We start from the raw sequence: 18908 nt of genomic DNA, 5'->3' as shown, positions 1-18908 counted from the left end.
ACTTCATTGCTGCTTATATTTTTCAAAATTAACATCCAGCTTGGCTTTGAACTTATTCTTATTCGAATAATCAGTTCACTATTCGTATATTTAATGATTAAAAAACAGCTATGGCTTACGTTACCCTAAGCAAATCTTCCTTAGAACATAATTACTCCTATTTACAAAATTTATTTGGGGAGCACGACATGGACTGGGCTCCGGTTTTAAAGATGCTCTGTGGTAACAAAACCTTTTTAGACTATATCTTAAATTTAGGTGAAGAGCAAGTTTGCGACGCCCGGTTAGGTAATCTTCAAATCATTAAAGAGTTACATCCCGAAAAGGAAACCATCTATATAAAACCGCCTTCCAAGAATAGCATTAAAGACATTATTCAATATGCAGATGTAAGTTTTAATACAGAGTATATCACTATCAAGTGGCTTTCGGAAGAAGCAAAACGCCAAAACAAAATTCACCGAATTATTATCATGATTGAACTAGGTGATTTACGTGAAGGAATTATGGGAGATCATCTCATTGATTTCTATCAAAAAGTATTTGAACTTCCCAATATTGAAGTTGCCGGTATTGGTGCCAACCTCAACTGCCTAAATGGAGTCATGCCCAGTAAAGATAAATTGATTCAATTAAGTTTATACGAGCAATTAATTGAAGCTAAATTCGGTAAAAAAATCAAAGGCGTTTCTGGAGGTTCTTCTGTAATGGTTCCATTATTACTGAAAGGACAAATTCCTAAAGGTGTGAATCACTTTCGAATTGGGGAAACGCTGTTTTTTGGTAGTGACCTTTTTGAAAATTCAACAATTGAAGGCATGAAAGATGATGTATTTCTATTGAATTCAGAAATCATCGAAATCACCGAGAAACCCGTTGTTCCGTATGGTAGAATTGAAAATAATCCTTCCGGGGAAAAAACTGAAATTAACGAAGACGATTATGGTTCAACCCAAAAAAGAGCCATTTTAGATATTGGCCTGCTCGATATTTCTAAAGTTGACTTCCTCTTCCCTACCGATAAAACCTTGAAATTTATCGGAGCGAGTTCAGATATGTTGGTACTCGATGTCTCCCAATCTAAAAAAGACTATAAAATTGGTGATACCATTAGTTTTAAAATGACTTATATGGGAGCTCTCCGGGTAATGAATTCAAAATATATTCAGAAAAAATTAATCGACTAATACCTGAAGCTCTACTTTATAGCCTTCGTAGCTTCGTACATTAAAAACAGTATGATCATCAAAAATCAGGTATTGCCCTTTTATCCCTTTTAATTTGCCTTCGTAATCAGGTTGCTTATCAAGGTTCAAGGTTTTTAATTTCTTTGGATATTCCAATACAGGAAATTTAATCTCAGTCTCTTTGTTGGAAGCTAAATAATATTCCTGCACTTCGTCGGGAAGATACTGCTTTAACTTATCACGGGTTTCCTCCAAATTCACATCCTCAATCTCATTTTTCAGCATCGTTCTCCAATTTGTCTTATCAGAAATATGAGGTTTTAGAGCTACTTCTGTAATTCCGGCTAAATACCGATTAGGTACTTCAACAATTTCAATCGCTTCGTGCGCTCCTTGATCTATCCACCTTGTTGGCACTTGAGATTTTCGGGTTACCCCAACTTTTACATTACTCGAATTTGCCAGATAAACAATATGCGGTTGCAACTGTGCTTTTTTCTCATACTCCAAATCACGATCTTCTTCATCTAGATGTGCTTTACTTAACTCTGGTTTCATGATCCAATCTCCGGCACGCGGAGTTTCATAAAAACAATCATAACAGAAACCTTGTCTAAAAATCTTCTTATCCTTGCCACAATTTAAGCACTGATAGCCGATAAAAGTGATACTTATTTTTTTATCCAACAGCTGATTAACGTGAATAAAATCATTTTCAAAAATCATAAAATACTGAACCTCAGAATTTAATTCTGTTTTCATTTTACGAAGTACACCTTTGTATTGCATAAGAAGAAATTTTACCTGAAAGCTTTTGAGGAGCTTAAAATAATTATATTTTTATAGTTAGTACAACCCGATTTTAAATATACGCGATTAAATGCCAATTCCTATAGTAAATTCCATTGCTTCTTGGTTTTTGAAGAAGCGCATCCACCAGATGGAACTTTTCATGAAATACCCAAATGAGGTACAAAATGAACTGTTGCATCATTTAATAGGGATGGCCAAAAATACCCAAATAGGAAGAGAATACGATTTCAAATCGATAAAGAATTATAAAGATTTTGCTGAGCGTGTTCCCATTCAAAATTACGAAAATGTAGAACCGCTAATTGAACGCTCCCGAAGGGGAGAAAACAATATTTTCTGGCCAACTCCCATAAAATGGTTTGCCAAATCTAGTGGCACCACCAATGCCAAAAGTAAATTTATCCCTGTAAGCCCTGAATCTTTAGAAGATTGCCATTATGCGGCCAGTAAAGATTTGCTTTGCCTCTACTTAAACAATAATGAAGATTCTCAATTATTTACCGGCAAAAGCTTGCGTTTAGGAGGAAGTAAAGAATTGTATCGGGAAAATGGAACGGCATTTGGCGACCTTTCCGCTATTTTAATTGACAATATGCCGTTTTGGGCGAGTTACAGCAGCACTCCAAACAGTGAAATCTCTTTGATGAGTGATTTTGAAAAGAAAATGCAAGCGGTGGTAGATTGTACGATTAAAGAAAATGTCACCAGTATTGCCGGTGTTCCTTCTTGGATGCTCGTTTTGCTGAATAACATTATTAAAACCACACATAAATCCAGTTTATTGGAAGTTTGGCCGGATTTGGAAGTTTACTTTCATGGCGGCGTAAGCTTTGAGCCTTACAAAGAGCAATACAGAAAATTAATCCCTAGCGATAATTTTAAATATTATGAAATTTATAATGCTTCGGAAGGATTCTTTGCGGTACAGGACCAGAACTTTAGTAATGAATTATTGCTAATGCTTGACTACGGAATTTTCTATGAGTTTATTCCGATGGATTCTTACGGAAGTCATGAAGAAGAAATTATTCCATTAAGTGAAGTAGAAACCGGAAAAAACTATGCCGTGGTTATTACCACCAATGCCGGTTTATGGCGTTATAAAATTGGTGACACCATTAGATTCACTTCCTTAAGCCCATACCGAATTAAAGTTACCGGAAGGACTAAGCACCATATTAATGTTTTTGGAGAAGAGTTAATCATTGAAAATGCAGAAGAAGCTTTAAAAAAAGTATCCCAACTTACCGATTGTGAGATCGTTGATTACACCGCAGGCCCTATTTTTATGGAAGGTAGCGAAAAAGGGGCACACGAATGGATTATTGAATTTAAAACACCCCCTGATAACTTAATGCATTTTCAAAAAACCTTAGACCAAACATTACAAACCTTAAATAGTGATTATGAAGCCAAACGCTCTAATAACACGACCTTAAATATGCTGAAAATAAACCAAGCCAAACAAGGCTTATTTTATCAATGGTCTAAAAATCACGGAAAACTTGGCGGTCAACATAAAATCCCTCGGCTTTCTAACAAGCGAGATTATATCGAAGAATTATTAGAAATCAATAAACATTTAGAATAGAATCACTTTAAAAACTTACAAAAGTGAAACCCTAAAATGGAGTAAGCATTTTGATGATAAAATTTGTGCGATCTTCGGTTTTCTAAATACGTATTTAATTCAACCGAATTGCAATCTTGCTCTTTCGCCCAATTTTCAATATGCTGAAATAAAAGCTTACCGTAACCTTTAGATTGAAACTTTTGATCTACTACTACATTATCTACTTCCAGTTGCTTTCCTGAATAGAACCTTACCGTAACCCAACCGCTAGAAATAGCTATTAAACTATTGTTTTCTCGCAAACCAAAACAATAGTAATTAGAAAACCCAAACATCTGAAAAAGAAAATCTTTTAATTCTTCTTCAGAAAGTTTGGGATTTAATTGATGTGCTAACGGAATAATTTCAGCAAAATCGTCTTGTGACAACACACAAAATTCAACTTCATTTTTCATCGTTAGACTTTATAATATTCTAAAAATCTTTGTAGGTTACTTTATCTACTGCTTGGATCGTCGCATCTAAATCTTCGGTAGAAAGCGCTTCAGAAATAAACCAAGTTTCAAAAGAACTTGGTGCAATATAAACGCCATTTTCCATCATTCCGTGGAAAAATTTCTTGAAGCGTTCATTATTCCCCAAAGCAGCCGATTCGAAATCGATTACCGGTTCTTTCGCAAAATGTACCGAAATCATCGAACCTAATTGATTGATGGTATGGTCTATTTTATTTCTATTGAGCACATTTTTAATTCCGTCCCTTAGGTAAGCGGTTTTCTCATTAATACTATCAAAAATTTCTCGTTTTTCATTCAACTCAGTAAGCATGGCTAAACCTGCCGCCATGGCTAATGGATTCCCACTTAAAGTTCCTGCTTGGTAAACCGGCCCATTGGGTGCTAAATGGCTCATAATTTCATCTCTTGCCGCAAAAGCTCCGACAGGCAAACCGCCACCAATTACTTTTCCGAAGGTCACAATATCGGCATTTACGTTAAGTAATTCTTGTGCACCACCTGGAGCTAATCGAAACCCGGTCATCACTTCATCAAAAATGAGAAGGATATCGTTCTCATCACACAACCTTCGAAGTCCTTCTAGAAATCCTTTTTGTGGCGGAATACAGCCCATATTTCCTGCCACCGGTTCTAAAATAACACAGGCTATTTCTCCTTGATTGGCGTTGATTAGTTCTTCTACAGAAAGTAAATTATTGTACTGTGCCAACAAAGTATCCTGAGCAGTTCCCTTGGTAACTCCAGGGCTGTTGGGCGTTCCAAAAGTAACGGCCCCACTTCCTGCTTGTATTAAAAAAGAATCACTATGCCCGTGATAGCAACCGGCAAACTTGATAATTTTGTCTTTTTTGGTAAAACCTCTTGCCAGTCTTACCGCACTCATACAGGCTTCGGTCCCACTATTGACCATTCTTATCTTATCGATATTAGGAACCATAGAAACGGCTAGTTGAGCAATTTTAGTTTCTATTTCGGTGGGTGTTCCAAAAGAAGTTCCTTTTTTTGTTTTTTCAATGACGGCATTAATTACCGGCTCGTGAGCGTGGCCTAAAATCATGGGCCCCCAAGAGTTGATATAATCGATCAATTTATTGCCGTCTTCATCATACAAATACGCTCCTTTGGCTTCTTTTATAAAAATTGGATCGCCACCAACAGCACTAAAGGCTCGAACTGGTGAATTCACCCCACCGGGAATATATTTTTTTGCTTCTTGAAAAAGTTGACTGCTTCTTTGGTATATCATAAATTATATTTTTGTTATAAAGACTTCACGTAGAGTTTTTGTCCTATAGCAAGATTGTTTGATTTTAAGTTATTAAGTTTTTTTAATTCCTCTATGCTTAATCCATATTTCTTAGAAATACTATACAATGTATCGCCTTTTTTCACAGTATAGCGAATACTGGTATAATCCACTTTCTTTTCATCATTAGCTTTTCCTTTTCGGTTTCCATTACCTAAAACTTCATCATCATATTTGTAAAGCTCGTAACGCTCAATAATACTAATTAATTTAGCGGGATACTTGGGATCTGTTGCATAACCGGCAGATTTTAAGCCATAAGCCCAAGCTTTATAATCATCACGATTCAATTTGAATAAAGCAGCGTATCTCCTTCTATCTGTTAAGAAAAGTGAGTGATCCCGAAATGAATATTTTGGATTGTTATATTTTCTGAAACATTCATCCAATGCATCATCATCATGATATACTTTTTCACCTTGCCAGCCATTGCATTTTATCCCAAAATGATTATTGGACTTTAATGTTAATTCACCTTGACCAGCATTCGATTCCAAAACCCCTTGTGCCAAAGTAATACTTGCAGGAATACCATAAAGTTTCATTTCATCTTTGGCAATGTCTGCAAAATTATAAACGTAGCGTTCTACGTTATTTTTAAAAACCGGAGCGTTATTCTCTCTTGAACTCTCAGTTTCATTAATTTCCTCAACTTTTCCTTCCGCTACCTTTTTGGGAGTTTTTGCTTCAGAAGACTTTGGCCTTTCTACCACCTCTGTATTAGCTGCTCTTTTTCTTTTATTATAGCCATTACGTTTCTTCTTTGCGCCTCCGCAAGCAGAAAGTATTAACGCTATTATCACAATACTTGTTACTAATTTTAATTTCATCACTTAATTAAAGGTAAATTTTTCTTTGCTAATCGTTGATTCATTCCTTCTATTCCTTGTAATCCTCCTGTATGGATCATCAATACTTTTTTATTATCTAATTTTCCTTTCTTCAACATATCGAAAACTCCATAAGCCATTTTGCCGGTATAAATTGGATCTAACGGAATATTATTTTCTAGCTTAAACTTATTAATAAATTCAATTAACTCCACATTTACTTTAGCATAACCGCCAAAATGATAATCTATTATTAATTGATAGTTCTTTTTTTGGGCAAATTTATCGATTTCTTTTTTCAAAAAATCACCTTTAAGCGCCGGAAATCCATAAATTGTCTGATGTTCTTTGGAAGAATTGATTAAACCTGAAATAGTTCCACCGGTTCCCACTGCACAACAAATAATATCGAATTGACTATCTTCATCGGCTAAAATTTCTTCACATCCTTTTACAGCTAAATCATTCGTACCTCCCTCTGGCACGAGAAAACTATTAGGAAACTCTTTTTCTATGGAAGCTAAAAAATCAGCACTATTCTTTTCTCGATAAGTAGTTCTTGAAACAAACTTAAATTTCATTCCACAGCTATTTGCAAATTCTAAAGTTGGATTGCCTGCTAAGGTTTGTTGAAGATTATCACCCAATTCATCGCCGCGAATAATCCCCACACTTTTTAGACCTCGTTCCTGACAAGCAGCAGCTGTAGCTGCGATATGATTTGAAAAAGCTCCGCCAAAAGTTACTACAGTTTCTTTCTGCTCCTTTTGAGCTTGCAATAGATTATATTTTAGTTTTCTGAATTTATTTCCAGAAACAAACGGATGTAATAAATCTTCCCGCTTAATGTAAATCTCTACAAGAGAACTCTTTAGAATTCTTTGATTTTTTTTAATAGAACCTATCATAAGATTAAGTGAAACAAAATTAGATTATTAAATATAAAAAATCACCGTAAACCCATAAAAAACAGTTAATCGAAAGACTTTGCTCTTTTATCGAAAACTACTAATTTTTAGAAATTTAAATTAATGATATCTCTAATTTTAGCCTTTTTTTTAACTCTTTATGCAAAAATTAATAGCTCTATCTTTTCTTTTTCTATCTATTTCAGGTTTCGCAAAAATTAGAACAGAAACTATAAAGCTAGACAATGAATTAGAGATAAATTCTTTAAATCCCGAAATATTATTTTCGCATTTAGTGTTATCACAAAATAATTCAGCAACTCCAATTATTATTGATTTTGATATCGATAATTCAATTTTAATTTACCGCAGACGAACTGTAAGCCACTATACTTCGGAAAGGGAATCAATTTACGAAAACACATTTGTAATACCTACCTGCAACAAAAACATAACAACAAAACAACTATAATAATTTCATGAGGCGCTAATCAAGAAGTTGACTCAGTAAAAATTAACGTGAAATAATTTATAATTGAAAAATAAACTATGAGAAAATTTTTAGCATTTTTTATTGCTTTGAGTATTTTTAATTTTACAGAAGCTCAAGTAGGTGTCAATACAAATACTCCAGAAGCTGCTTTAGACATTTCAAGTTCAGATTCAGGAATTTTAATTCCTAGGGTTGCTTTAAGCAACAGCACTTCCGCTTCACCAGTAATTAATCCAAACACAGGGGATGGTAATCTCACCAACGGGACCCTTATCTATAATACAGCAACAGCAGGAGACTCCCCTAACAATGTTACAGAAGGCTTTTATTTTTGGAATAACAACCAATGGAATAAACTTTCTTCTAAAGCAGAAAATAAAACGGTAACTACTGGAGTACAGTATTACTCTTATGATATTACTCCACAGGTTTCTCCTAGAATAGATACAATTGTATATAACAAAACTACTGACAAATCTGGCTACTATGATGGTCAACTTGACTCTGAAAATGCGATGACCACAATGCAACCAACTGGAGTAGAAGATGGTTTTGTAATTAAAATAGTAGGAACTTACGAAGTAAAAAATACAGGAACTTTTAATTTCAGTATCGTTTCAGACGATGGTTCTAAGCTTTATATAGATGGTTCTTTAATAGTTAGTGAATGGACTGACGGAAGTGCAAACAATGCATCTGGGTCCGTAAATTTAGCAAAGGGCAAACACAAATTTGAATTTTGGTATTACGAAAATTCAGGAGTTCAAAACTTTTCTATTTCTTGGGGAACAAACCCTGATGGAAACTCTGGTGTAATCAATGCTCAAAGCTTTACAATTGAATAACAACTTTTAAAACTTCAGAATAATAAAACCTTCCTCACTCAGGAGGGTTTTTTATTTACATATTTCCAAAATTTAATGCTTATTTTTGGGAATTACATGAAAAAACGAATCCCCATAGAAGACGGAGATTATTATCTAACCCCTGAGGGTTACCGTTGTTTTACCGAGCAATATCATCTAAAACGTGGCTATTGCTGTAAAAGTGGATGCCGACATTGCCCTTATGGTTATGATAAGAAAACAGACAGTTTCAAAAATTAATAAATGAAACATTTAGTATTAAAATTTAAAATTGCCATTGTTTACAGTCGACATAGAGTTGATATTCGATATCCTTAGTCGAATAATTTTCTAATTGAAAATTAAACCTTTAACTAAAAATCGAAAAACAAATGTACGACTTCAAACAAACCATACTACAAGGAATTCCCAACGAATTACCTCCTAAAAAAGAATATGATCCCACTATCAACCATGCTCCTAAAAGAAAAGAAATCTTATCGGAAGATGAGAAAAAATTAGCCTTGCAAAACGCCTTGCGCTATTTTGAGCCTCAACATCACGCTACATTACTTCCTGAGTTTAAAGAAGAATTAGAAAAATACGGAAGAATTTACATGTACCGTTTTCGTCCAGATTATAAAATTTATGCGCGACCTATTGATGAATATCCCGGGAAAAGTCAGCAGGCGAAAGCTATCATGTTAATGATTCAGAATAACCTGGACAATGCCGTGGCACAACATCCGCACGAATTGATCACTTATGGTGGAAACGGAGCGGTTTTTCAAAACTGGGCGCAATATTTATTGACGATGAAATATCTAGCTGAAATGACCGAAGAGCAGACACTTGCGATGTACAGTGGTCACCCCATGGGCTTATTTCCTTCACATAAAGATGCACCAAGAGTTGTGGTCACTAACGGGATGATGATTCCTAATTATTCTCAACCCGATGATTGGGAGAAATTTAATGCACTTGGTGTAACTCAATACGGACAAATGACTGCCGGAAGTTATATATATATAGGTCCGCAAGGCATTGTTCACGGCACCACAATTACGGTATTAAACGGTTTTAGAAAAATAAAAAAAGAGCCTAAAGGCGGACTTTTTGTAACCTCCGGACTTGGAGGAATGAGCGGCGCACAGCCTAAAGCTGGAGATATTGCCGGTTGTGTGACCGTATGTGCGGAAGTGAACCCAAAAGCAACCCAAACCCGTCATTCGCAAGGTTGGGTAAAAGAAGTGATTGAAAATGTAGACGAATTGGTCACTCGCGTACGAAAAGCACAAGAAGACAAAGAAACAATTTCCATCGCTTATGCCGGAAACGTAGTAGATGTATGGGAAAAGTTTGACGAAGAAAACTTACATATTGATTTAGGAAGTGACCAAACCTCACTTCATAACCCTTGGGCGGGTGGTTATTATCCCGTAGGCCTTTCTTATGAAGAAGCCAACGAAATGATGGCTAACAACCCTACACAATTTAAAAAAGAAGTACAGCGTAGCTTAAAACGCCAAGCTAACGCGATTAACAAACACACTGCTAAAGGAACTTATTTCTTTGACTACGGAAATGCTTTCTTACTGGAAGCTTCTCGTGCCGGAGCCGATATTATGAGTGAAGACGGGAAGAACTTTAGATACCCAAGTTATGTACAAGACATTATGGGACCTATGTGTTTTGATTATGGTTTTGGTCCATTTAGATGGGTTTGTACTTCCGGGAAAGCTGAAGATTTGTTGAAGACCGATGAAATTGCGACTTCTGTCCTAGAAGAATTAAAGCAAGAAGCCCCAAAAGAAATTCAGCAGCAAATGCAAGATAATATTACATGGATTAAAGGCGCGCAAGAAAATAAATTGGTGGTAGGCTCTCAGGCCCGAATTTTATATGCCGATGCTGAAGGGAGAATAAAAATAGCCAAAGCTTTTAATGAAGCGATTGAAGCCGGAAAAATTGGCCCGGTGGTTTTAGGTAGAGATCATCACGATGTCTCTGGAACCGATTCTCCTTACCGCGAAACTTCCAATATTTATGACGGTAGCCGCTACACCGCAGATATGGCCATCCAAAATGTGATTGGCGATAGCTTTAGAGGCGCAACTTGGGTAAGTATCCATAATGGAGGTGGCGTTGGCTGGGGAGAAGTAATTAATGGTGGTTTTGGTATGCTTCTTGATGGTAGTAAAGATGCTGCAAGACGCTTAGAGTCAATGCTTTTTTGGGATGTAAATAACGGAATTTCCAGAAGATCTTGGGCCAGAAATGATGAAGCCATTTTTGCCATTAAAAGAGCTATGGAAAATGAACCTAACTTAAAAGTTACATTGCCCAATAAAGTAGATCCGAGCTTGCTAAGTTAACCCCGCGTTAGGGATGGAGTGATTTGTTGGAGCTCTTTTTGTTTTGTTATTGCTAGCGGAATCGAAAAAACAAAACAAAAAAGCGACTCACGAGAGCCCGCTCGAACGCCACAAAACATTGTTATGATGAAAATAAAAAACTTTTTAGCGCCCTTAGCATTTTTATTGGTGCTTACCTCGTGTAGTTCGATAAGAGTAGCGACAGATTACGACCGTGAAGCCAACTTTAATGAGTACCAAAGTTTTGCTTTTTACAAACCAGGTATTGATAAAGCAGATGTTTCTGATTTAGACAAAAAAAGGATTTTACGTGCAATTGAGTCAGAAATGATTGCTAAAGGATTTACCAAATCTGAAAACCCAGATTTATTAGTGAGCATTTTCACCAAAACCAAAGAGAACATCAATATTTACCAAAATAACTTTGGCTGGGGTTACGGTTGGGGCTGGAATCCTTGGTATTGGGGCAATGGCTACAATACCGTGTCGAGTACTACAGAAGGTACTTTGTATATTGATTTTATTGACGCCAAATCCATGGAATTGGTTTGGCAAGGTATGGGTTCTGGAGCGTTAACGATGGATATGAAAAATAAAATTGAACGTATTCATGAAATGGTTCAAAAAATTATAGAACGTTATCCACCGGGAAGCGACAAGAAGTAAAATTTTGAATGAATTAAAAATAGCCTTGGATTTTCCAAGGCTATTTTTTTATACTATTTTTAGCCCTTGATATAATCAAAAACATGGAAAATTTATTTGATGTTGCTGTGATAGGAAGTGGTCCTTCGGGTGCAACTGCCGCCTATGAATTGGCAAAAAAAGGACTAAAAACCATACTTATTGAAAAAGAAACTTTACCACGCTACAAAACTTGCGGAGGCGGTTTTGTGTATCGCGGGCTAAGAAATATGCCTTTTTCGGTAGATGAAGCCATCGACATTAAATTTAAGGAAGTAGATATTATATTTGGTTCTAAAAATCTTTCCTTTAAAGCGAAAAGAGAAAAACCGATTATCAGCATGGTGATGCGTGATCAATTTGATCATCTTATCGTAAAAAAATCACAGGCTGAAGGAGTTGAATTGTTTGAAAATGCCAAGGTTGAAAATTTAGTATTCCAAGAGAATTATACACAAATAGAAACTTCACGAGGAAAAGTTAATACTAAATTTATCATTGCTGCTGATGGTGCTTTGAGCCCTACAGCCAAACTAGCGGGATGGGAAGAAACCCGGAGAATGTCTCCAGCATTAGAATATGAAATCACGGTAAGCGACGAAACTTTTAAAAAATTGGCTGGATCAGCTAGATTTGATATTGATGCGGCTCCCCAAGGTTATGGTTGGTGTTTTCCTAAAGCAAATCATTTATCGGTAGGATTAGGTTGCACCATGAAATCTAGTAAAAAGGTCAATCTAAAAAAAGCTTATCAGGAGTACCTTAAAATGCTAGGTATAGAAGAAGTTTTAAGTGAGGAAGCGCACGGATTTATCATCCCAACTTCTCCGCGAACTGACGGCTTTGTAAAAAAGAATGTTTTCCTTACCGGTGATGCTGCAGGTTTTGCAGACCCTATTACGGCCGAAGGAATTTCTAATGCAATCGCTAGTGGCATAATGGCTGCTCAAGCTATTATTGAAAGTCAATTAAACTTAGAGAAAGCCAAAGCTATATACTTAGAAAAATTAAACAAAAAGTTACTCCCTGAACTGGAAACAGGTATAAAATTGGCTAAATTTTTCTACGGTCAAAAAAAATTACGCAACATTTTATTGAAGAAACATGGACAGAGAGCTGCAGAATATATGACTAATATTTTTATGGGCGACAGCACTTACCCACAAAATTTCTATGCGGAAGTCAAGAGAAAATTTAAAATCCCTTTTTAAATATAAAAAAGCCTCTTCAAATGAAGAGGCTTTTTGTTTGCTATTTCCAGTCCTGAAATAAGTTGACATAAATTCGACTTATTTACGAAATCACTTCAAAGTTTTTAGCGCTTTGTTGTGCTTCAACAATCTGACTTTTTTGATTATTCAAAATCGTCTTAACCGATGGCGGCAAGCTTGTTTCTGAAATCACTTCATTGTACTCATCAATCGCAGCTTGTTCTCCTCGTTGCACTTCTTCCATCACTTGCTCTTCACTGCTGGAAGCGACTGCTGCTTTTAAATCCATCCAAGCACGGTGAATGGTTCCTGCTGCACTCCCGCCTTTGTCTGGCTCTTGTCCGTAGTTTTTAATTTCAGCTTTAATCTCGTGACCAAAATCGTAACGTTTTTGCGCTTGTTTTTGCAGAAAATCTTTCATTGTTGGATTTTCAATTCGTTCTGCAGCATCTTTATAACCTTTTTCAGCATCATAGTTCTTTTCTAATAGGTTATTCAATTTCTTAGCAACTTCTTTTGTAAATTCCATAGTTTTTTTATTTAAAGATAGCTAGGTTTCTAACTACAAATCAGTCAATTAACTAAGCTTAACATCACCTTTAACGAAGATTAACTCACAAGGCATTAATTGACTATGGAATACATTTTTTTTAACATTCAATATCACAAATTCATCAAATTTTCATAAATTAATGAATATAAAAAAGCACCTCTACAGAGATGCTTTCAGATACTTTTTTAGTTGAGTAAGGAATCTTTAGTAGTTTAATAATTCCTCAATTTTCTTTTTCACTTTTGCAGTAGAAGGAATCATGGTCTCTTCTAAGGTTGAATTTAAAGGTATCGCCGGCATATTTTCTGAACCGATGGTCATTACCGGAGCGTCTAAATATCTAAAACATTCTTCCTGAATTTTTCCGGAAAGTGCTCTGGCAAAACTATTATTGGAAGGCTCTTCGGTTACTACTAAACATTTACCACATTTTTTGACCGATTTCATCACCGTTTCTTCATCCAACGGAGCAAGGGTTCTTAGATCGATGACTTCAATTTGATCTTGCATTCCTAATTCTTCGGAAGCATTCATTGCCCAATGCACGCCCATCCCATAAGTGATAATAGAAATAGTTTCTTTTTCTTCTTGTTTCCAGATTTCTTGCAATACCCAAGCTTTCCCAAAAGGCAGTACATAGTCTTCTGCTGGTTCTATGGAAGTAGCGCCTTTAGTTCCGGGCACTTTGCTCCAATACAAACCTTTATGTTCAAAAATCACCACTGGATTCGGATCGTGATAAGCTGCTTTCAGCAATCCTTTTAAATCGGCTCCATTGCTTGGATAAGCGATTTTGAGTCCACGAATATTAGTGACTACACTTTCTACAGAAGAAGAGTGATAAGGACCTCCACTACCATAAGCGCCAATAGGTACACGCAGCACCATCGACACCGGCCATTTTCCGTTTGATAAGTAACAACTTCTACTTACTTCGGTAAATAATTGGTTAAGCCCCGGCCAAATATAATCGGCAAACTGAACCTCAACAATTGGTTTTAAACCAACGGCAGACATCCCAACGGTAGAGCCAATAATAAATGCTTCTTGAATAGGTGTATTAAAGACACGGTTATCTCCAAACTTCTGCGCTAAGGTTGCCGCTTCACGAAAAACCCCTCCTAGCCTACCACCAACATCTTGACCGTATAGTAAGCTCGTTTTATCTTCATGCATAATTTCTTCAATGGCATGTAAAGCACAATCTACCATGACAACTTTCTCTCCGTTAGTGGGAGAACGCTCACCTTTCTCTTCTGTTATCGTAGTAGGAGCAAAATCATGAGTAAATAAGTCTTCTGGTGAAGGATCATCCGCTTTTTCTACTTCTGAATAATCTTCTTTCACTTTTACACGAGCTAAAGCTTCGATCGCTTCTAATTCATCTTCGGTAAATCCGTTTTCAGCTAAGTATTTTTTCATCTTCGGAAAAGGATCTCGCGTTTTTGCTTCCTCTAAATCATCCCGATAAAATTCCATTCTCACACCTGAAGTGTGATGATTTAACAACGGAACTTTCGCATGAATCAACATTGGTCTTCTTTCTTCCCGAATAGTTTCAATGGCATTTTTTACGGTGGTATAACTTTCTTCAAAATTAGTTCCGTCAATAGAAATAGCTTCTAAACCATTAAAACCTTTAGCGTATTCAGCTGCATTTTGCGCTCGTGTTTCTTTTTCATTGGCAGAAATATCCCAACCATTATCTTGAACCACATAAAGAATCGGCAATTTCTTTAAAACCGCCATTTGAAAAGCTTCTGCAATTTCTCCTTCTGTAACGCATGCATCTCCTAACGAACACACAACAATAGGTTTTTCTGTGTCTTGAATTCCTTCGGTTTCTTTATACCACATTCCCAAGGCAACGCCGGTTGCCGGAATGGCTTGCATCCCGGTAGCGGAACTTTGGTGAGGTATTTTGGGTTTATCATCATCCCGTAAACTTGGGTGTGAATAATAGGTTCTTCCGCCAGAAAAAGGATCGTCTTTTTTAGCAAACAATTGCAACATCAAATCTTTGGGCTCCATCCCAATCGACAATAAAATGGAATCATCTCGGTAATATGGGAACACATAATCTTGTGGTAATAACTGCATCCCAACTGCGGTTTGGATCACTTCGTGCCCACGAGAAGTAGCGTGTACATATTTGGAAACTACCTTAAAATTTTCTTCGTATAACTCGGTCATCGCTTTAGCGGTACAGAGATTACGAAATGCTTGTTTGAGAATATCTTTGGTTATCATTTTCTTTTATTTTGAAACAGGAAACAGGACTTTTTGAAACAAGATGCTTTCTGCTTTTTTAAAAAATTATTCATTCATATCTAATGAATCAATAAAATTTGAAATTTTACTTTGTAACTTTTGAACTTTCTTTTGCAGGTTTTGAAAATTATGTCTTCTCATTAAAATTCAATTATCTTGAATCAAAAAGTCTTTTCAACATCAAAATCTTCAAAATAATCGGCGACTCTTCTTAAAAAGCTTCCGCCTAGAAAGCCATCGACTACCCGATGATCAAACGATAGCGATAAATACATCATTTGTCTGATTTCAATTTTATCACCATCTTCATATTCCATCACTTCTGCACGTTTCTTTATGATTCCTGTTGCAAGAATGGCAACTTCCGGCTGATTGATGATGGGCGTTCCCATCAGACTCCCAAAAGTTCCTACATTAGAAATAGTAAACGTACTTCCGCTGGTTTCATCGTGTTTCAGTTTGTTATTTCGGGCTTTTTCAGCCAACGCATTGACTTCCGCAGCAACGGTTTGTAAATCTTTTTGATCGGCATTTTTCACCACGGGAACAATTAAATTTCCACTAGGTAAGGCGGTTGCCATCCCAATATTAATAGCTTCTTTTACAATGATATTTTTACCATCGACCGAAACATTAATCATCGGGAAATCCTTCACTGCTTTGGCCACAGCTTCTACAAAAAGTGGTGTAAATGTGAGTTTTTCTCCGTATTTCTCTTGAAAGGCTTTTTTATTTGCATTTCGCCAGTTCACCATATCGGTTAAATCTGCTTCCACATAAGCGGTCACGTGTGGCGAAGTGTGTTTTGAAAACACCATATGATCGGCAATCATTTGGCGCATACGATCCATCTCTACAATTTTGCCTTTGCCTTTATCTAATTTCAAATTAGGAACTTGAAATCCTGAAGCTTCAGGAACAGGTTGTGCAAATTGTGCCGGACGTCCTTCTTCTAGGTATTTAAAAATATCGCTTTTTCGTAACCGACCTTCATTTCCGGTAGCCGGTATTCTTGCCAACTCTTCAAAACTAATATGATGTTGCTTGGCAATACTCACCACTAAAGGTGAAAAAAATGTATTTTGATTGGAATTGATTTGATAACTGGAAGATGAATTTGAATTAGAAGTTGAAACCGGTTTTTTAACCGCTTTTGGAGCTGTTTTTTTAGAGGTTTCCTTTTCTAAAGTTTTTGGTGTTGCTTTATTTTTAGAAGACTGTATTTCTCCTACTTCCATTTTAGCAATTACTTGCCCCACTTTGACCACTTCATCTGGTTGAACTAAAATCTGAGTAATGGTTCCATTGGCCGGAGCCGGAACTTCAGAATCTACTTTATCGGTGGCAACTTCAAGAATAGTTTGGTCTTGTTCTACTTCGTCGCCTTCTGCAACCGACCAACTGATGATGGTTCCTTCTTCTATACTTTCTCCCATCTTCGGGAGTTTAATTTCAATTTCTTTCATTACTGAATATTCCTTTTTTGGAAATTGCTCTTCAAATTTAATCTTATTTTTCCCGAAACTCGTTTAAGGTTTTGTAAAAGTTCTCTTGTTTAGGACGATCTTTGGGGATCTCTCGTAAAGGTTCAACCTCTCGTAAACTTTCGTGGCAATCTGCCGGTAAACGTTGGTAAAGTTTTGTTCCTGCGGTTTTCCAAGCGATCATTTCATCAGAAACTTCTTTAACTATTTTTGCGGGATTACCCACGACCAAGCTTCTCTTTGGTATTTTCGTTTCTGCCTTTACAAAAGCCATAGCACCCACGATACATTCATCCCCAATTTCTGCATCATCCATAATTACCGAATTCATCCCAATCAAGCAATTTTCTCCTAAATTGGCTCCATGAATAATGGCTCCGTGACCTACGTGCGCTCCTTTTTTAAGCACAATGCTTTTACCGGGAAACATATGCACGGTACAATTTTCTTGCACATTAACCCCATCTTCTAAAATAATTTCTCCCCAATCGCCACGAATGGCCGCTCCCAGACCAATATAACAGTCTTTTCCTATAATCACATTACCGGTGACCGCTGCCAACGGATGCACAAAACTGCTTTCGTGAATGACGGGGATATGGTTTTTGAATGAATAGATCATATGTATTATTCCTGCGGAGGCAGGAATCTTATTATCGTTTAACTTTATTTTCTTAATCTAGAATTTTTATAATCTAGATTCCAATTTTCTGAAATATCAATCCACCTAGGATTCATTTCCTCAATTAATTTAATTTTCCAATCTCTTTTCCACTTTTTAAATTGCTTTTCTCGCTTCGCTGCTTCTACTCCATTTTCAATTTCTTCTAGGTACACAAGCTTATCACAATTGTACCTTGCTGTGAAAGACTTCGGATAAACTTTCAACTTATGCTCTTTTACTCTTTCTTCTAAATTATCGGTAACACCAATGTACAAAACGCCATTTGGTTTGTTTGTCATAATATAGATGTACCAAACTTCATTCATTTAAAATCACGATCAAAGAGATTCCTGCCTGCGCAGGAAATTTATTGATACTTCTCCAGCTTCTTCTTCGTAAACTCACTCAATACCAACCGCCCACTAATTTTAGCTCGCTCGTTAAGCAATTCATCCCAATCTTCGGTACCACGCCAGAACATTTGCTTCATTTCTTTTACGGCTTCAGGGTTGTAGTTGCATAGGTTTTGAGCAAATTCTTCAATGGCTTCATCTAATTCTTCCGTCGTTTCATAAACTTGTGCATATAAGCCTTTTTGTTTAGCCCACTCCGGAGAATAAAACGAATCGGCATCAATAGCGATTTGGGACATCCCGCATACGCCTAATTTGCGCTCAACCGCAGGACCGACTACAAACGGACCAATACCAATATTTAATTCACTTAATTTAATCGCTGCAAATTTTGTCGCCATACAATAATCCATCGCCGATGCTAAACCTACGCCACCGCCTACAGTTTTACCCTGCACGCGACCAATAATAAATTTCGGGCATTTACGCATGGCATTGATCACGTTGGCAAAACCCATAAAGAATTTCTCTCCGGTTTGTTCATCGTTAATCGAAATAAGTTCTGTAAAACTTGCTCCTGCACAAAACGTACGATTGCCACCAGACTTTAAAATAATGACTAAAACCTCATCATTCTGTCCAACTTCTGTAATTGTATCGGCTAATTTTGCCAAGATATTTCCCGGCAAGCTGTTATGTGCCGGATGAAAAAACTCAATTGTGGCTACTTTATTTTCAATATGCTTTTTTACGTATGCTTCTTCTGTACTCATAAAATCGCTTTTTATTTTTATATTTTTTGGCGTTTCCCTTCGGGTCGGGCTATTCCCTGTGTTTTTT

At 36.5% G+C, this 18908-nt stretch carries 19 protein-coding genes; 8 read left to right on the top strand and 11 right to left on the bottom strand.

Annotated elements, in window-relative coordinates; all coding sequences use genetic code 11:
* Window positions 1-110 precede the first annotated feature (110 nt).
* The gene (locus tag FVB9532_RS05290; protein WP_150544162.1) at window positions 111-1187 is read left to right on the top strand and encodes an alanine racemase; all 1077 of its coding nucleotides are present in this window, start codon (window positions 111-113) and stop codon (window positions 1185-1187) included.
* Here the strand turns inward: FVB9532_RS05290 and FVB9532_RS05285 are convergent.
* Window positions 1176-1976 (bottom strand): DUF2797 domain-containing protein, encoded by an 801-nt coding sequence (locus FVB9532_RS05285; RefSeq protein ID WP_150544161.1) that lies wholly within the window; start codon window positions 1974-1976, stop codon window positions 1176-1178. The two genes, FVB9532_RS05290 and FVB9532_RS05285, sit on opposite strands and share 12 nt — an antisense overlap.
* Window positions 1977-2067: 91 nt before the next feature.
* On the opposite strand from FVB9532_RS05285, the gene FVB9532_RS05280 reads away from it, so the two are divergent.
* Entirely contained in the window at window positions 2068-3591 is a 1524-nt protein-coding gene (locus FVB9532_RS05280) for a GH3 auxin-responsive promoter family protein (RefSeq protein ID WP_150544160.1), read from the top strand.
* 2 nt (window positions 3592-3593) lie between these two features.
* On the opposite strand, the gene FVB9532_RS05275 is transcribed toward FVB9532_RS05280, so the two are convergent.
* Genes FVB9532_RS05275 through FVB9532_RS05260 form a run of 4 tightly spaced genes read right to left on the bottom strand, consistent with a single transcriptional unit; the run spans window position 3594 to window position 7135 of the window.
* The gene (locus FVB9532_RS05275) at window positions 3594-4028 is read right to left on the bottom strand and encodes a GNAT family N-acetyltransferase (RefSeq protein WP_150544159.1); all 435 of its coding nucleotides are present in this window, start codon (window positions 4026-4028) and stop codon (window positions 3594-3596) included.
* 19 nt (window positions 4029-4047) lie between these two features.
* Window positions 4048-5337, bottom strand: coding sequence for a glutamate-1-semialdehyde 2,1-aminomutase (hemL, locus tag FVB9532_RS05270; RefSeq protein ID WP_150544158.1), 1290 nt, complete (start codon window positions 5335-5337; stop codon window positions 4048-4050).
* A 14-nt stretch (window positions 5338-5351) separates the two neighbouring features.
* A complete protein-coding gene (locus tag FVB9532_RS05265) occupies window positions 5352-6227 on the bottom strand; it encodes a glucosaminidase domain-containing protein (protein WP_150544157.1) in 876 nt (291 codons plus the stop codon).
* Window positions 6227-7135: a 1-aminocyclopropane-1-carboxylate deaminase/D-cysteine desulfhydrase gene (locus FVB9532_RS05260; protein ID WP_150544156.1), complete on the bottom strand. Its 909-nt coding sequence runs from the start codon at window positions 7133-7135 to the stop codon at window positions 6227-6229. Before FVB9532_RS05260 ends, FVB9532_RS05265 begins: the two co-directional genes overlap by 1 nt.
* Before the next feature lie 160 nt (window positions 7136-7295).
* On the opposite strand from FVB9532_RS05260, the gene FVB9532_RS19425 reads away from it, so the two are divergent.
* From FVB9532_RS19425 to FVB9532_RS05240, 6 genes are all read left to right on the top strand, one after another.
* Window positions 7296-7607, top strand: coding sequence for a hypothetical protein (locus FVB9532_RS19425; RefSeq protein WP_194716487.1), 312 nt, complete (start codon window positions 7296-7298; stop codon window positions 7605-7607).
* A 77-nt stretch (window positions 7608-7684) separates the two neighbouring features.
* On the top strand, window positions 7685-8473 hold the full coding sequence (locus tag FVB9532_RS05255; RefSeq protein ID WP_150544155.1) for a phage tail-like protein: 789 nt from the start codon (window positions 7685-7687) through the stop codon (window positions 8471-8473).
* A gap of 96 nt (window positions 8474-8569) precedes the next feature.
* Window positions 8570-8734, top strand: a complete 165-nt coding sequence (locus FVB9532_RS19420; RefSeq protein ID WP_194716486.1) for a C1orf53 family protein — start codon at window positions 8570-8572, stop codon at window positions 8732-8734.
* Between the two features lie 131 nt (window positions 8735-8865).
* A complete protein-coding gene (locus FVB9532_RS05250; protein WP_150544154.1) occupies window positions 8866-10848 on the top strand; it encodes a urocanate hydratase in 1983 nt (660 codons plus the stop codon).
* Between the two features lie 126 nt (window positions 10849-10974).
* Entirely contained in the window at window positions 10975-11514 is a 540-nt protein-coding gene (locus FVB9532_RS05245; protein ID WP_150544199.1) for a DUF4136 domain-containing protein, read from the top strand.
* 83 nt (window positions 11515-11597) lie between these two features.
* On the top strand, window positions 11598-12743 hold the full coding sequence (locus tag FVB9532_RS05240; RefSeq protein WP_150544153.1) for a geranylgeranyl reductase family protein: 1146 nt from the start codon (window positions 11598-11600) through the stop codon (window positions 12741-12743).
* Window positions 12744-12825: 82 nt separating this feature from the next.
* Here FVB9532_RS05240 and FVB9532_RS05235 read toward each other — a convergent pair whose 3' ends face one another.
* The 6 genes from FVB9532_RS05235 to FVB9532_RS05210 all read right to left on the bottom strand — a co-directional run bounded on the left by FVB9532_RS05235 (window position 12826) and on the right by FVB9532_RS05210 (window position 18841).
* Window positions 12826-13272 (bottom strand): ferritin-like domain-containing protein, encoded by a 447-nt coding sequence (locus FVB9532_RS05235; protein WP_150544152.1) that lies wholly within the window; start codon window positions 13270-13272, stop codon window positions 12826-12828.
* A 228-nt stretch (window positions 13273-13500) separates the two neighbouring features.
* Entirely contained in the window at window positions 13501-15546 is a 2046-nt protein-coding gene (locus tag FVB9532_RS05230; protein ID WP_150544151.1) for an alpha-ketoacid dehydrogenase subunit alpha/beta, read from the bottom strand.
* A gap of 182 nt (window positions 15547-15728) precedes the next feature.
* Window positions 15729-17033, bottom strand: a complete 1305-nt coding sequence (locus FVB9532_RS05225; RefSeq protein ID WP_150544150.1) for a dihydrolipoamide acetyltransferase family protein — start codon at window positions 17031-17033, stop codon at window positions 15729-15731.
* 43 nt (window positions 17034-17076) lie between these two features.
* Window positions 17077-17673 (bottom strand): acyltransferase, encoded by a 597-nt coding sequence (locus FVB9532_RS05220; protein WP_150544149.1) that lies wholly within the window; start codon window positions 17671-17673, stop codon window positions 17077-17079.
* A gap of 44 nt (window positions 17674-17717) precedes the next feature.
* On the bottom strand, window positions 17718-18041 hold the full coding sequence (locus FVB9532_RS05215; protein WP_228482254.1) for a GIY-YIG nuclease family protein: 324 nt from the start codon (window positions 18039-18041) through the stop codon (window positions 17718-17720).
* A gap of 41 nt (window positions 18042-18082) precedes the next feature.
* Entirely contained in the window at window positions 18083-18841 is a 759-nt protein-coding gene (locus FVB9532_RS05210; RefSeq protein WP_150544147.1) for an enoyl-CoA hydratase/isomerase family protein, read from the bottom strand.
* Between the last annotated feature and the right edge of the window lie 67 nt (window positions 18842-18908).

This window comes from Mesonia oceanica, from assembly GCF_902499555.1.
In the GTDB taxonomy this organism is placed as follows: Bacteria; Bacteroidota; Bacteroidia; order Flavobacteriales; family Flavobacteriaceae; genus Mesonia; species Mesonia oceanica.
This window is presented reverse-complemented; position numbering and strand designations above follow the sequence as displayed.

What these genes read in the sequence shown, in the direction of transcription:
- FVB9532_RS05215 (WP_228482254.1), bottom strand. Translation starts at nt 18,041, where the DNA reads ATGAATGAAGTTTGGTACATCTATATTATGACAAACAAACCAAATGGC.
- FVB9532_RS05235 (WP_150544152.1), bottom strand. Translation starts at nt 13,272, where the DNA reads ATGGAATTTACAAAAGAAGTTGCTAAGAAATTGAATAACCTATTAGAA.
- FVB9532_RS19425 (WP_194716487.1), top strand. Translation starts at nt 7,296, where the DNA reads ATGCAAAAATTAATAGCTCTATCTTTTCTTTTTCTATCTATTTCAGGT.
- FVB9532_RS05290 (WP_150544162.1), top strand. Translation starts at nt 111, where the DNA reads ATGGCTTACGTTACCCTAAGCAAATCTTCCTTAGAACATAATTACTCC.
- FVB9532_RS05285 (WP_150544161.1), bottom strand. Translation starts at nt 1,976, where the DNA reads ATGCAATACAAAGGTGTACTTCGTAAAATGAAAACAGAATTAAATTCT.
- FVB9532_RS05260 (WP_150544156.1), bottom strand. Translation starts at nt 7,135, where the DNA reads ATGATAGGTTCTATTAAAAAAAATCAAAGAATTCTAAAGAGTTCTCTT.
- FVB9532_RS05265 (WP_150544157.1), bottom strand. Translation starts at nt 6,227, where the DNA reads ATGAAATTAAAATTAGTAACAAGTATTGTGATAATAGCGTTAATACTT.
- FVB9532_RS05280 (WP_150544160.1), top strand. Translation starts at nt 2,068, where the DNA reads ATGCCAATTCCTATAGTAAATTCCATTGCTTCTTGGTTTTTGAAGAAG.
- FVB9532_RS05210 (WP_150544147.1), bottom strand. Translation starts at nt 18,841, where the DNA reads ATGAGTACAGAAGAAGCATACGTAAAAAAGCATATTGAAAATAAAGTA.
- FVB9532_RS19420 (WP_194716486.1), top strand. Translation starts at nt 8,570, where the DNA reads ATGAAAAAACGAATCCCCATAGAAGACGGAGATTATTATCTAACCCCT.
- FVB9532_RS05250 (WP_150544154.1), top strand. Translation starts at nt 8,866, where the DNA reads ATGTACGACTTCAAACAAACCATACTACAAGGAATTCCCAACGAATTA.
- FVB9532_RS05240 (WP_150544153.1), top strand. Translation starts at nt 11,598, where the DNA reads ATGGAAAATTTATTTGATGTTGCTGTGATAGGAAGTGGTCCTTCGGGT.
- FVB9532_RS05255 (WP_150544155.1), top strand. Translation starts at nt 7,685, where the DNA reads ATGAGAAAATTTTTAGCATTTTTTATTGCTTTGAGTATTTTTAATTTT.
- FVB9532_RS05220 (WP_150544149.1), bottom strand. Translation starts at nt 17,673, where the DNA reads ATGATCTATTCATTCAAAAACCATATCCCCGTCATTCACGAAAGCAGT.
- FVB9532_RS05230 (WP_150544151.1), bottom strand. Translation starts at nt 15,546, where the DNA reads ATGATAACCAAAGATATTCTCAAACAAGCATTTCGTAATCTCTGTACC.
- hemL (WP_150544158.1), bottom strand. Translation starts at nt 5,337, where the DNA reads ATGATATACCAAAGAAGCAGTCAACTTTTTCAAGAAGCAAAAAAATAT.
- FVB9532_RS05275 (WP_150544159.1), bottom strand. Translation starts at nt 4,028, where the DNA reads ATGAAAAATGAAGTTGAATTTTGTGTGTTGTCACAAGACGATTTTGCT.
- FVB9532_RS05225 (WP_150544150.1), bottom strand. Translation starts at nt 17,033, where the DNA reads ATGAAAGAAATTGAAATTAAACTCCCGAAGATGGGAGAAAGTATAGAA.
- FVB9532_RS05245 (WP_150544199.1), top strand. Translation starts at nt 10,975, where the DNA reads ATGAAAATAAAAAACTTTTTAGCGCCCTTAGCATTTTTATTGGTGCTT.